A 13,714-nucleotide genomic window follows, 5' to 3' on the forward strand; every position below is an offset into this window, starting at 1 on the left:
ATTCAAAAAGACATACTATTAACATCAATGTTGCATATAGATGCCCCTTTTTACGGAAGTACCATTACTAAAAGAGGATGATCAAGCTTTTGCATTTGCTTATGGCCTAAAAAGGTAACCTTGGCTTTACCGTAGGGTAAGGATGGAAAAGTTTTGCGAATATCTTTGCAGCCATGAGGCGACCAAGACGAAACCGGGCATCCGCAGCGATCAGAGATTTAGCACAGGAAACCACCCTGACCACAAATGATTTTATCTTCCCCCTTTTCCTTTTGGAAGGGACAAACAAAAAATCAGAAGTGGAATCCATGCCAGGGATTTTTAGGCTGTCGGAAGATTTGATTCTCAAAGAAATAGAAGATTGCTTGAAACTAGGTATCAAGGGGTTTGATGTTTTTCCTGTGGTAGATGAAAAATATAAGGACAAAATGGCCACCAAAAGCCATGACCCCAATTTCTTTTACCTGAAGACACTCACAAAAATCAAAAAAGAATTTCCAGAGGCACTTATCATCACAGATGTAGCGATGGATCCTTACAGCAGCGATGGACATGACGGAATTGTGGAAGACGGTAAAATTCTAAATGATGAAACACTGGATATTCTTGGGCAGATGGCAATAGCTCAGGCAGAGACTGGAATAGATATGATTGGCCCATCAGACATGATGGATTTCAGGGTAGGCTACCTCAGAAATGTACTGGATGAGCAAGGCTTCACCAATACCGGAATCATGAGCTACACAGCCAAATATGCGAGCGCATTCTATGGTCCCTTTAGAGATGCATTGGATTCTGCTCCAAAGTTTGGCGACAAAAAAACCTACCAGATGAATCCCGCAAATAGCGATGAGGCGATGGTAGAAGCAGAGCTGGATTTTAATGAAGGAGCCGATATATTAATGGTGAAGCCCGCCTTGGCTTATCTGGATATTATTCAGCGATTAAAATCCAATTTCAATATTCCCATTGCCGCCTACAATGTTTCGGGTGAGTATGCCATGATCAAGGCTGCCGGACAAAAAGGATGGCTGGATGCTGACCGGGTAATGATGGAGTCTTTGCTATCCATCAAGCGTGCAGGGGCAGATATAATCCTCACCTATTTTGCGAAAGAAGCTGCTGAACATCTTGCCCGGCAGCAGTCAGAATAGATCTATTTCTGATTAAAAATTTTTCGAATAGCGGCTTAAAAAATTGGCCGTTTGGCATAGCCAAAGCCTCTTGCCAGACCGGCAATGCAAGCTCAGGGCTGAGCTCCAAATCCAGCGCTTTCAGGATCAAATCAGATGCTTTGTTTTCATAAATCGGCCCAGCCTTCAATTGAACAGTGTAGGTCTTTGACTCAATCGTCTCATCTGCAAACGTGCTACTAAGTTTAAAGCTGAAAAGACCATCTCTCAGACCATAAGTGGTAGGCTTCAGCAAATACTGATGATGTTTTGTCCTGAAGTCTTGAATCTTTGCTCCCGAACCATCACTAACAGCTAAAACATAACTAAGAACAGGTTCATCATAGAGATGCCAATACAATTCGAAAGGCTCATTTTCATTCCACTCAAGATACCCCGAGCGATCAAAAGGTGGTGACAATACAGTAATTATCTTGGTAGGATCCAACACCGTACTATCCATGTAAAGAAGCTCCAATCTTGGGCGCTCCTTTCGATTCCTCAGCTCTGCAGGCTTTAGGTAAAAAGTGAATATTTTCTCTGTGTGCTCGAAGGTGGTGCCACCTTTGTGTACAAGACTCAGAAAGCCACCCTCTTTTACCTCAACTGATGTGACATCATCAATCATTTGAAGTGGCTCCACCGGAGTGCCATAGACGCTCGCATCTTTCGCAACCAAGACCTGAAATGGAAGGTCGTTAGTGCTCTGAGCTGGCAGGTTTAGAGATAGGATAAGAATTAGAAGGCTTAAAACAGGACGCATCTTCTTATTCGGTTAATCTTCTCTAAAAGTACGAATTACCCGAATATTATCTTAGAAAATCGTTAAAAAATGCAATTTTAGTCAAAGAGATCCTCTTCCCGCTCTAGCATCAGTATGGATGATTGGGGTACGATGAAATACTTCTCGTTGTTGTATTGCACCTCGAATGCTCCCTTCTGTAGGAATATAGCCAAGTCTCCCTCTCTTGCCTGTAGAGGAATGTATTTGATTTTCTCCTCCTCTGGCTTCCACTCCTCCTCATCCATGGAGTGTGGGATGGGATATCCCGGACCAGCCTTTACAATGTATCCACTTTGCACTTTCTCCTTCTCCTGTACGCCCGGCGGCAGGTAAATTCCGCTGGCAGTCTTTTGGGTCTCCTTCATAGGTTTGATTAATACGCGATCACCCACCACTATAATGTTTTTCAGCTTATTGTCTGAAGTCAATTCCATATCAAGCAATTAAGCGTGCAAAATTAAATGGTATTAGAACGGCTTTGGTGAGTCCTCATCATCTTTTGCCCCTGCCCGGTGCAGCAGCTTATCATCCATAGACTTGGAGGTTTTTGACCCAAGCTCTTTGAGGCGCTCTGTCTTTCTGATGAGGTTGTCCTTGCCTTCCACCAGTTTGTTCATGGCCTGGCTATACTGGTGCTTCGACTTATCCAATGACTTACCCACTTCGATCAGGTCATCTACAAAGGCTTTGAACTTATCATACAATGCACCCCCCTGCCTGGCTATTTCCAGTGCATTTCTATTCTGATATTCATGCTTCCAGATGCTGGAAACGGTCCTGAGTGTAGCCACTAGTGTGGCCGGACTTACAATAATGATGCTCCGCTCGTGCGCATCGTTATAAAGCTCACCGCCATGCTGAACCACCAACGCAAAAGCCGACTCAATCGGCACAAACATGAGCACATAATCCAGCGAACCACCATCAAAAAGCTGGTGATAATTCTTTTCTGCCAAACCCTTTACATGCGCTTTTACTGAAAGTATGTGATCCTTCAGGTATTGCTCTTTCTCAGACTCATCCTCGGTATTCATGTACCTCTCATAGGCGATGAGGGACATCTTAGCATCCACTACCAGATTCTTATTGTCGGGTAGTTTGATAATTACATCTGGTCGTAATCTACGACCAGCCTCCGAATGAAGCGTTTCTTGAATAAAGTATTCCCTGTCTTTCTCTAGTCCGGATTTCTCCAAAATTCTCTCCAGAATCACCTCACCCCAGTTGCCCTGCATTTTCACATCCCCCTTCAGCGCCTTGGTAAGGTTTTCCGCTTCTTTGGTCATGCGATCATTGAGCTCCCGCAAACCGATGATCTGCTCTCGGAGTGCCGTGCTTCGTTCCAGGCTTTCCTTATTTGTCTGCTCCACCTTCTTCTCAAACTCAGTCAGCTTTTGACCTAAAGGACCCAGCAGTTCATGAAGGTTGGTTTTATTCTGATCTGTGAATTTCTTGCTTTTCTCTTCAAAGATCTCGTTGGCCAGGTTCTTAAATTCAATCGCAAATTTCTCCTGAAGCTTGCCCAGCTCTCCCTTTTGCTCCTCCAATCTAGATTGCAGGTTCTGGTAATTTGCCTTTAGTGTGGAGTTTTGATTGTTGAGATGCAGAACCTCTTCACGCTCCTGTCTTAGTTCATTATTAAGTTCTTGTAGTTCCCCCGAAAGTTTCTTGGATCGCTCCAGCTCCAGCTTGAGCTGAATCTTTAATTCTTCAGTCTCCGGTACCCTGGAGCTACTTCTGGCGCGAAATGCCAGCCAGCCCATCGGCACACCAATGGCCAATCCCACAGCCAAAAAAATCAGACTAGATAACTCCATCATTCAAAAATAGTCATTTTGCTAAAATGTTTAGCATTTTTAAACGTCCAACTCACGTAAATACATTTGGATCGTATTTTCTAAACCAAAATACAGTGCATCACACACTAGTGCATGGCCTATGGAAACTTCCTCAAGAAACGAAATCTGGCTTTTCAGGTATTTCAGATTCTTCAAATCCAAATCATGGCCGGCATTGATCCCCAGCCCAATCTCATGCGCATAATATGCCGATGACTTGTAATCCTTTATCGCCTGCTCCCGATTTTGATGATATGCTGAAGCGTACATCTCCGTATACAGCTCCACCCGATCAGTTCCGCATTTCTTTGCTCCGTCCATCAGGTGATTTTCCGGCTCTATGAAAATGGATGTTCTAACTCCCCAGCTTTTTATCTGAGTAATGATGTCGGTCAGCTTTTTTTCATGCCGGACAGTGTCCCAGCCCGCATTGGAGGTAAGCACATTGGGGGGATCTGGAACCAGAGTAGCCTGTGCGGGCCTTACCTCCTCAATGATTTTCATAAACCGATCATCCGGGTAGCCTTCAATATTAAACTCAGTAGTCACTACGTCCTTGAGGTCGTACACATCTTGTCGGGTGATGTGACGCTCATCTGGTCTTGGATGCACGGTGATTCCCTGGGCGCCAAATCGCTCACAGTCTTTCGCCACCTGTACCACATTTGGATTGTCCCCTCCGCGCGCATTTCGCAGGGTGGCAATCTTGTTGATATTTACGCTAAGTTGGGTCATAGCCTAAGAATGTTTTTCTTCGCAAAGTTGTTCAATTAAAAACAATGAAAAATGAGTTTAAAATCCACGATCGAATCGGAAATAAAACAGGCGATGCTCAATAAAGACAAGGATCGCTTGAGAGCCCTGCGCGCAATCAAATCTCAAATTCTTTTGGCTGAAACTGAAAAAGGAAGCAGCGGTGAGTTGTCTGAAGATGCCGAAATGAAACTTCTGATCAAAGCGGCAAAACAACGGAAAGATTCCATTGAAGTGTTTGAGCAGCAGGGAAGAGACGACCTGGCTGCCACCGAAAAATCAGAACTTACGGTGATTGAGAGCTTCCTCCCAACACAACTTTCGGAAGAAGAAGTAGAAGCCGAAGTGAAAAAAATCATCGAAGAAGTGGGAGCCGCGGGCCCTCAGGATATAGGCAAAGTAATGGGGGCTGCTTCCAAAAAACTGGCTGGAAAAGCAGACGGAAAAATGATCTCGACGTTAGCCAAAAAACTACTGAGCTAATTTGGGCACGTTCGATATCATCATATTGATCCTCCTAATTCTTGGAGGAGTGAAAGGCTATCAGAATGGGTTTATTGTAGAGCTTCTTTCTTTCCTGGCCTTTTTCATTGGTCTGTTCCTGGCATTAGAGCTCACTGTGCCGGTATCAGTTGGGTTGTTTGGCGAGAGCAGCTACTTCGATGTGGCCGCCATTCTGGTTTTCTTTGGACTGTTCCTGCTGCTTACCCTCGCAATCAAGGCAGGTGCAAAGGCTCTGAAAAATATGGTAGATATGACCATCTTTGGTTCGCTGGACAACCTGGTTGGGGCTTTTGCCGGGGCATTCAAGGCAGCATTTATCATCAGTATTATCTTCTGGGTCTTTGAGTCAGTGGGATTTGATTTGATCGAAAGGTATGCAGATGATACTTTCATTTTTCCGTATATTGTACATATTGGACCAACAGTATTTGGCTGGCTAAGTGAGGTAATTCCATTTATCAGGGATTTGATAGACTCAATGGATCAAATGCCAAAAGGAAAAGACACCTACATCACGGCCATCTAAATTTTAATTAGATTGTTGATATGATCGCTGAACAACTCATAAACTACATGGTTCCGCCGCTAAAGCCGGGTGATGACATTGCCCGAGCCAAACAATGGATGGATGAGTTTAGGGTAAAGGAGCTACCCGTAGTTCAGGACAATAAGCTGCTAGGATTTATCTCAGAAGACCTTCTTTATGATTCAGAAATCATGCATCCGGAAGTTGGGGCATACCCGCTGATTGGACAGTCCTGCGTTATCAGCTCCTCCGGTCATTATTACGATATTCTCAAGGTTCAAAATGACCATCAATTGGAAATGGTGGCAGTACTTGCCGGAGATGAATTTAAAGGAGTGGTGCTCATTTCAGACATCCTGAAAGAATTTGCCAAGACTGCCATTGTAAATTCTCAAGGTGCAATCATAACACTACGAACAAGTCTCAATGACTATTCCCTTGCTGAAATCGCCCGTATCGTGGAGATGAATGGCTCCACCATTTTGGGTGCCAACGTGAAACCGGATTTGGATGACCCCTCCTTAATAGAAATAGTGCTGAGGATAAACCATCAGGATGTAAACCAGATAGCCACCGGGCTTTCCAAAAGTGGATATAAAGTCACCTCCTCCTTCAATACCGAAGACAATTCGTTTGACGAGAAAGATCGCTTTGGTTTACTCATGAAATTTCTTGATCCTTGAGGCTGATGAAAAAGATAGTCTTACACGGCTTACCGGTAAAGAGAGATTCTGAGAAATACCTAACCCAAATCATAGACCGCCTGAACAAAGAGGGGGTAGAAATTTGGTTTACCACCATTTTTCATTCGCGAAATATTGCCTTACTAAAAGATCAGGAAAATATCACCGATGAGATTACTGAAGATTACGATGCGGTATTTAGTCTGGGTGGGGATGGTACCTTTCTTGAGTCGCTTTTATGGGTTGGGGAGAGCGAAGTACCCATTCTTGGCATCAATATGGGTCGCCTGGGCTTTTTGGCATCTATAGCGAAAGAATTTATAAAGGAGTCTCTGTACCTTTTGTTTCAAGGAAAATATGAAATAGAAAGCAGATCCTTGCTATCCCTGGAGAGTAGCCTAAACCTTTTCAATGGCAAAACTTACGCACTGAATGAATGCGCCATCCTCCGAAAAGATTCCTCAGCAATGATTATGATCAAATGCTACATTAACGGAGATTACTTGAATACATATTGGGCAGACGGACTGATGGTGGCAACTCCTACTGGATCTACAGGCTACTCGCTAAGCTGCGGTGGACCACTAATGATGCCGGATTCTAAGGATTTTGTGATAACACCAGTAAGCCCACACAACCTCAACGTAAGGCCATTAATTGTGTCTGACGATTCCGAACTGCGATTCGAAATTGAAACGCGAAACAGAAGTTTCCTTATTTCGCTGGATTCAAGATCCGAAACCATCGAAAATGACGTACATCTGACAGTAAAAAAAGCACCCTTCAAAGCAAAGCTGATTAGAATTGAGGGGATTAATTTTCCTGATACCATTCGAAACAAGCTGGGCTGGGGCTTTGACAAGCGGAATTAATCAGGTTTTACACTCCTTTTACCGAATGTCTCCTTTCAGTACAGTGAAAAAGTGTATTCTTTCACTACTTTTAGGCGTTGATATCTAGCGATTTAACCAGCGCATTTAAATAAAAGAATAAACAAACACCTATTTTTGTGTTTTAACGAGTGAACTATGAAACTCAAAAGTCTCCTAATTATTTTACTTTCTGTGGCCATGCTGGGGCTGGCAGACTCTGCCGAAGCACAGCGGAATAAATACAAGGCACGGAGAAAAACAAACAAAAAAGTATCTCATTATAAAGGCGGGGTTAGGGGATACGGCAGGTTCGAGCCTTATACTTTCGTTGGGGCGAATATCAATGCAGGAAATTACTTTGGTGATCTAGCTCCGGTAAATAAAGCAGCCAGTACCGATGTTTCATTCACCCGGCCGGGTTTTGGATTGTACGGAGGATACAAATTTCATCACTCCATGGCAGTCACCGCAGAAATAAACTGGGTGCGAGTATTTGGGGACGATTTTGCATCGGATCCGGGGAGTGAAGATGGTTTCGCACGGTATGCCAGAAACCTGAGTTTTAGAAATGATATCAAGGAATTCCGACTTGCCTTACAAATTTTTCTTTTCCCCAACTACGGAGGCCCAAGTCAAAGACTTCCATTCAATGCTTACCTGTCACTGGGAGCGGCAGTTTTCCATCACGAGCCAAAAGGGAAGGTTCCTGATGTTGATTATCAAAGTGCTCAGGATGGCTCTGTGGCAGCACCTCAGGCTGGAGAATGGGTGAAACTTCGACCACTTGGCACAGAAGGGCAAAATCTGGGAATCGTAGAGCCTTACAAAAACATTGGAATTTCTATCCCGGTAGCTATTGGCGCTCAAATGAGGATTCCGAACACACAACTGACCGCAGGAATGGAGTTTGGCATCAGGTACATGTTTACAGACTACATAGATGACGTAAGCACCAACTACGTTGGTTTGAATCAGTTTGACGATGACTTGGCAAGAATTATGTCTGACAGAGGAGCTGTTCCATTTAGCTCGAAAGGCAAAGCACGGGATTTGACAAACTTGAGAATAATTGATAACCATGGTGAAGGACACAGTTATTTCATAGAAGGGAATGTGGGTACAGGTATTGATGGCTCTAAGAGAGGAAACCCAGACAATAATGACATGATTTTCGTTACTCAGATAAAAGTATCTTATGTACTTGGAGGAACGACGAGAAGACGGGCAAAATACAGGTGATATTTTGCGAAAATTTTCATTCATTTTCTTAGCACTTATTGGATTCAACTCTACAGCCCAGTTTATGGAGTTTGGTGGGGGGCTGGGGTCCATGAACTACTCCGGAGACCTGGTCAGGGGATACAGCTTTTCAACCTCATCTTTCGCCGGCACGGCGTTCTATCGGATGAACTTCTCTGAGATTCTCACCGTAAAGCTTGCCCTTACTATTGGCAAGGTGAGGGGATCTGAAACTCCCATTGACGCATTCGCCGTAGAGCGAGACCATTCATTCAACTCCACAATTCTCGAGATATCCTCCGTCTTTGAGTATCACTTTCTAGACTTCAAGAATGAGGGTTCGAGGGTAAACTATTCCCCATACATTTTTGGAGGTGTAGGATTCATCAATTTCAGCGATGCGCCGCAAAATGAAGATGTAGGAAAAATTCAGCCGGTAATCCCGCTCGGTGTAGGTTTCAAATACCTTATTCAGAAAAAATATACCATCGGTTTTGAGGCTGGAGCCAGAAAAACATTCTTTGATTATCTGGACGGCATTTCTGACAATGATCAGACCATTAAAGACTATCAGTACGGCAACCCAAAAGACGATGATTGGTACTTCTTTACAGGGATCACTTTTAGTATCACATTGTTCAACGTTCCATGCCCATTCCCTTATCGTCCCAATCAATCCATTCTTTCTCGTTAATAGAAGTTAAATCATTGGCTACCATTCGCTTTAAGTAAAAAAAAGTCCATTTTTGTAGCCTTTTTCAAAAGAGTATTGGAACAACTGATAAACCAAATAGACCGAACAAACATCCCTAAGCACATAGCAGTGATTATGGACGGTAATGGAAGGTGGGCACAAAAGCAGGGTGTGAAACGGATATTTGGGCATCAAAATGCGATTGAGGCGGTAAGGAGTGTTACGGAAGGTTCGGCAGAATTGGGTGTGGGATTTCTCACGCTCTATGCATTCTCCACGGAGAACTGGGAGCGGCCAAAGTATGAGGTGGATGGGCTGATGACCTTATTGGTAAATACCATCAAGGATGAGCTCCCCACCCTTCAGGAAAATAATATAAGCCTGGCTACCATCGGGGATACTGCTGGCTTGCCTGTTAAGGCTCAGGAGAAGTTAAAAGAAGCGATTGACCTGACAAGTTCCAATACCGGAATGAAGCTGGTGCTCGCCCTTAACTACAGTGGAAAGTGGGACCTGGTGCAAGCGATGAACAAGATCATACAAGAAGGAATTGCAGTCACCGAACCTTCGGATGTAGATATGCATCTATCTACCTGGGGGATGCCCGATCCGGATTTATTGATCCGGACAAGTGGGGAGATGCGGATCAGCAATTTTTTACTTTGGCAGTTGGCCTATGCGGAGTTACACTTTAGTGAAGTACTTTGGCCTGATTTTAGAAAAAAAGATTTATACGAAGCAATCATTTCCTATCAAAGACGAGAAAGAAGGTTTGGAAAGACGAGTGATCAAGTGAAAGCATGAAAAAAATATTAATTGTTGTACTTGCCATGGCGGCAATTTATGAAGCTCAATCACAGGTGGTTTTTGGTAGAAACCAAGGTAACTCAAGTGGAGGTGTTTCTATCAATTACTCCAGTCCAAAAGAATACGAGATTGCTGATATTGAGGTACGGGGTGTCCAGTTTCTGGATAACAATGCACTAATCTCCCTATCCGGTCTTAGAGTAGGAGATAAAATAAAAGTACCGGGCGATGAGATCACTTCAGCAATCAAAAAACTCTGGAATCAGGGGATCATAGGGAATGTGTCCATCTATGCTTCCAAAGTGGAAGGTGATAAGATTTGGCTGGTGATAGAACTTACCGAACGGCCAAGATTGACCAAATACGTTATTGAGGGAGTTGGTAAAAGCAGGCAGGGAGAAATCGAAGAAAAAATAGGTCTGATACGAGGCAAGGTTTTGACGGATGTGGTGGTCAAAAATACTGAGCTTGCCGTGATGAAATACATGGAAAGCAAAGGCTTCCTCAATGCTGAGGTGAATGTAATCCAGCAAAATGATACGGTGCTTAGAAATAGTGCCTACCTGAAAATTACAATTGACAAGGGCCAGAAAGTAAAGATCAGAAACATCCAGTTTGACGGCAATGAGCAATTCACCTCGGCTAAGCTTCGAAAAAAGCTAAAAAGTACGGGAATGGTGCCAAAGTTTGCCCTTCCTACAGAAATAATCGAAACAACTGCAAAGCTCATATGGCCGCCCAACCTTATAGACTTTGTGAAAGGGTCAAAGAAAACAAGCAAAGAGGAAGCGAGGGAATACCTCGCAACTCACGTGAATCTTAATTTTTTCAAATCTGCCAAGTTTGTTGAGGAAGATTACGAAGCTGACAAGGATTTGCTAATTGGCTTTTATAACTCTAAAGGATACAGGGATGCGGCGATTGTAACCGATACCACCTACGATATTTCAAACAAATTCATGAATATCGACATCTCCGTGGAAGAAGGAAATAAGTATTACTTCAGAGATATTTCCTGGTCCGGAAACTACATCTATACTGATGATCAGCTGCAGAGAGTGCTGGGAATTGAAAAAGGTGATGTGTATGACCTGGACCTTGTAAATAAGAAACTCAACTTTAATCCTAATGGAGCAGATATCAGCTCCCTGTACATGGATGATGGCTACTTGTTCTTCAGTATTACACCGGTAGAAGTAAGAGTGGCTCAGGATTCCATTGATCTGGAAATGAGAATATACGAGGGTGCCCAGGCCACCATCGATAAAGTAATCATTAGTGGAAATGACAAGACCAATGACCATGTAATCCTGAGGGAACTCCGAACAAGACCTGGAGACAAATTTAGCCGTGCTGAACTCATCAGAACGCAGCGAGAGCTTTCTCAGCTTGGCTACTTCGATCCTGAACAGGTAAATCCAGTGCCAATACCAGATCCAATTAACGAGACAGTAGATATCGAGTGGCAGCTTGTGGAAAGATCCAATGACCAAATCGAACTATCCGGAGGGTGGGGAGGAGCCTTCGGTTTCGTAGGAACTTTTGGGGTCACTTTCAACAATTTTTCTGTACGGAATATCACCAAGCCGGAGCACTGGAGAGGATTGCCGGTGGGTGATGGCCAGAGTTTATCGCTTAGGTTTCAGGCAAACGGACGAAATTTCCAAAGCTATTCCTTCAGTTTTGTAGAGCCTTGGTTGGGAGGTAGAAAACCCAATTCCTTTGGCTTGAGCTTCAGTAAATCCATCCAAAGGTCCATTGACAGAGTACGAGATGTGACATTGGGCTGGCTAAAGGTTACAGGAATATCAGCCTCACTGGGAAGAAGAGTTAGGTGGCCGGATGATTTCTTTACCGTAAGCACAGGTGTCTCTTATCAAAGATATGACCTGTTCCAATTCAACAGTAGGTCACTGGGATTTGCTACAGGAGATGCCAATAGCTTCACGTTCAATACAACCTTTGCCAGAAACTCCATCAATCAGCCAATGTATCCGCAAAACGGATCAAGTATTTCCCTAAGTGCTTCATTTACACCTCCATATTCGCTATGGAGAGATTTGGACTATGAAAATGCGGCACCCGAGGATCGATACAAATGGCTTGAGTATCATAAGTGGAACTTTGACAGCAAGTACTACCTAACATTGACAGGAAAACTGGTTTTGGAAGCAAGGGCTCACTTTGGGTACTTAGGTACTTATACCAGCAAAACAGATGTAGGTCCTTTTGAGAGGTTCCAGCTAGGAGGCTCGGGACTTACCGGACAGAACTTCCTGCTAGGTACTGACATAGTTGGATTAAGGGGTTATCCTGACAACTCCATCACACCTATCGATCGGGTCAACAACATCGAAGGTGGTACTTTATTTAATAAATATGTAATGGAACTTAGGTACCCTATCTCACTTGCACAATCAGCGACAATCTATGCACTCACGTTCGTAGAAGGTGGAAACAACTGGGATCGGTTTGCAGAATTCAACCCATACAACATAAAAAAATCCGCTGGCCTGGGCCTTAGAATCTTCATGCCAGCGTTTGGTCTTATGGGGATTGACTGGGCCTATGGGTTTGATCGAGTTGATGGTACTTTGGAAAATGCCGGTCCACAATTCCACTTCTCCATTGGCCAACAGATTCGCTAATGGCAGTGTCATAAAGGTAAATATCATGAAAAAGTTATTTCTGCTGTTTTTTGGACTATTTCTTACCACCGTTACATTTGCGCAAAAATTTGGGTATGTAGATACCCAATACATCTTGGATAAAATGCCGGAGTATAAAGATGCTCAGGCAGAGATTGAGAAACTAGCCAAGGGGTGGGAAGGGGAAATTCAGGCCCTGTATCAGCAGGTAGAGGCATTGGAGGTGGAGTTAAAGGCTGAGGAGGTGCTTCTTACCAAAGAAATGTGGGAAGAACGAAACCTTGAGATAGAGAGAAAATGGACTGAAGTGAAGGAGTATCAGCAGTCTATCTTTGGGTTTGACGGACTTTACTTCCTGAAGAAAAAAGAGCTTGTAAAACCCATTCAGGATCAGGTTTTCGAAGCGGTGGAGCGAGTGGCTAAGAATAACAGGCTCCAGATTGTATTTGACAAATCTGGTGACCTGGTGATGATCTACACAGACCCTATCCATGATTACACAGATTTCGTGCTTGAGGATCTTGGGTTGGTAGAAAACCAAAGCGTAGGAAATAATTGAGCATAATAATTGAATAATTAGAACCAACAGACGAAAGTCTAAACCATAAAACGAAAAGTTAATTGATATGAAAGCTAGAATTTTACTAAGTACTGCCCTCGCTGTGATCGGTTTTGGAGTGATGGCGCAGTTAAAAGTAGGCTATACAAATGTAGACTATGTATTGAGCCTTTTACCGGAGGCAAAACAAATCGAAAGTGAGCTTGCAGCGTATGACAAGCAACTTTCAGCACAGCTAGAGGCAAAGTATGCAGACTACCAATCTAAGGTAGCTGACTACCAGCAAAACGCTGAAGGCTACACGGACGTTGTTAGAGCTGATAAGGAAAATGAAATCGTAAACCTTCAGACATCTATCCAGCAGTTTGAGCAAAACGCTCAAAATTCCATGATCAACAAAAGAAATCAGCTTCTTCAGCCTGCATTCGAAAAAATCGGAACAGCTATTGAGCAAGTGTCGAAAGAAAATGGATATACGCACGTTTTCAACCTGACTGCAAATGGGCAGAGCATCCTCCTTTATGCACGAGATGAAGATAATGTGACTAACCTGGTATTGAAGAAGCTAGGTATTGATCCGCCAGCAGGTAACTAAGAAACTCGAACTGAAAGATTTGAAAACCCTGATGAATTCA

15 protein-coding genes are annotated in these 13,714 nt (G+C 43.5%); 11 read left to right on the top strand and 4 right to left on the bottom strand.

The genetic code is table 11. From position 1 onward, the window contains the following. Positions 1-173 precede the first annotated feature (173 nt). Entirely contained in the window at positions 174-1,154 is a 981-nt protein-coding gene (gene hemB / locus RLN88_RS16100; RefSeq protein WP_350222441.1) for a porphobilinogen synthase, read from the top strand. Here the strand turns inward: hemB and RLN88_RS16105 are convergent. The 4 genes from RLN88_RS16105 to RLN88_RS16120 all read right to left on the bottom strand — a co-directional run bounded on the left by RLN88_RS16105 (position 1,099) and on the right by RLN88_RS16120 (position 4,529). After that, positions 1,099-1,935 (bottom strand): hypothetical protein, encoded by an 837-nt coding sequence (locus RLN88_RS16105; protein ID WP_350222442.1) that lies wholly within the window; start codon positions 1,933-1,935, stop codon positions 1,099-1,101. The genes hemB and RLN88_RS16105 overlap by 56 nt on opposite strands. A gap of 77 nt (positions 1,936-2,012) precedes the next feature. After that, positions 2,013-2,390: a co-chaperone GroES gene (locus tag RLN88_RS16110; RefSeq protein WP_350222443.1), complete on the bottom strand. Its 378-nt coding sequence runs from the start codon at positions 2,388-2,390 to the stop codon at positions 2,013-2,015. Between the two features lie 33 nt (positions 2,391-2,423). After that, on the bottom strand, positions 2,424-3,776 hold the full coding sequence (locus tag RLN88_RS16115) for a DNA recombination protein RmuC (protein ID WP_350222444.1): 1,353 nt from the start codon (positions 3,774-3,776) through the stop codon (positions 2,424-2,426). 36 nt (positions 3,777-3,812) lie between these two features. Next, on the bottom strand, positions 3,813-4,529 hold the full coding sequence (locus RLN88_RS16120; protein ID WP_350222445.1) for a pyridoxine 5'-phosphate synthase: 717 nt from the start codon (positions 4,527-4,529) through the stop codon (positions 3,813-3,815). Positions 4,530-4,580: 51 nt separating this feature from the next. Between RLN88_RS16120 and RLN88_RS16125 the strand changes: the two genes are divergently transcribed. The 10 genes from RLN88_RS16125 to RLN88_RS16170 all read left to right on the top strand — a co-directional run bounded on the left by RLN88_RS16125 (position 4,581) and on the right by RLN88_RS16170 (position 13,674). Beyond that, on the top strand, positions 4,581-5,030 hold the full coding sequence (locus RLN88_RS16125; RefSeq protein WP_350222446.1) for a GatB/YqeY domain-containing protein: 450 nt from the start codon (positions 4,581-4,583) through the stop codon (positions 5,028-5,030). Between the two features lies 1 nt (position 5,031). Further along, the gene (locus RLN88_RS16130; protein ID WP_350222447.1) at positions 5,032-5,577 is read left to right on the top strand and encodes a CvpA family protein; all 546 of its coding nucleotides are present in this window, start codon (positions 5,032-5,034) and stop codon (positions 5,575-5,577) included. Between the two features lie 20 nt (positions 5,578-5,597). Next, on the top strand, positions 5,598-6,260 hold the full coding sequence (locus tag RLN88_RS16135) for a CBS domain-containing protein (RefSeq protein WP_350222448.1): 663 nt from the start codon (positions 5,598-5,600) through the stop codon (positions 6,258-6,260). 5 nt (positions 6,261-6,265) lie between these two features. Then, positions 6,266-7,132 (top strand): NAD kinase, encoded by an 867-nt coding sequence (locus RLN88_RS16140; protein WP_350222449.1) that lies wholly within the window; start codon positions 6,266-6,268, stop codon positions 7,130-7,132. A gap of 156 nt (positions 7,133-7,288) precedes the next feature. Beyond that, the gene (locus RLN88_RS16145) at positions 7,289-8,371 is read left to right on the top strand and encodes a hypothetical protein (protein ID WP_350222450.1); all 1,083 of its coding nucleotides are present in this window, start codon (positions 7,289-7,291) and stop codon (positions 8,369-8,371) included. Further along, positions 8,328-9,065 carry a type IX secretion system protein PorG gene (gene porG, locus RLN88_RS16150; protein ID WP_350222451.1) on the top strand — a complete coding sequence of 246 codons (738 nt, stop codon included), beginning with the start codon at positions 8,328-8,330 and terminating at the stop codon, positions 9,063-9,065. Before RLN88_RS16145 ends, porG begins: the two co-directional genes overlap by 44 nt. A gap of 135 nt (positions 9,066-9,200) precedes the next feature. Beyond that, positions 9,201-9,869 (top strand): polyprenyl diphosphate synthase, encoded by a 669-nt coding sequence (gene uppS, locus RLN88_RS16155; protein WP_502880111.1) that lies wholly within the window; start codon positions 9,201-9,203, stop codon positions 9,867-9,869. After that, positions 9,866-12,520, top strand: a complete 2,655-nt coding sequence (locus RLN88_RS16160) for a BamA/OMP85 family outer membrane protein (RefSeq protein WP_350222452.1) — start codon at positions 9,866-9,868, stop codon at positions 12,518-12,520. Before uppS ends, RLN88_RS16160 begins: the two co-directional genes overlap by 4 nt. 25 nt (positions 12,521-12,545) lie before the next feature. Next, on the top strand, positions 12,546-13,079 hold the full coding sequence (locus tag RLN88_RS16165; RefSeq protein ID WP_350222453.1) for an OmpH/Skp family outer membrane protein: 534 nt from the start codon (positions 12,546-12,548) through the stop codon (positions 13,077-13,079). A gap of 67 nt (positions 13,080-13,146) precedes the next feature. After that, positions 13,147-13,674 carry an OmpH/Skp family outer membrane protein gene (locus RLN88_RS16170; RefSeq protein WP_350222454.1) on the top strand — a complete coding sequence of 176 codons (528 nt, stop codon included), beginning with the start codon at positions 13,147-13,149 and terminating at the stop codon, positions 13,672-13,674. Positions 13,675-13,714: the final 40 nt, after the last annotated feature.

This window comes from Ekhidna sp. (genome assembly GCF_040223195.1).
Taxonomy (GTDB): Bacteria; Bacteroidota; Bacteroidia; order Cytophagales; family Cyclobacteriaceae; genus Ekhidna.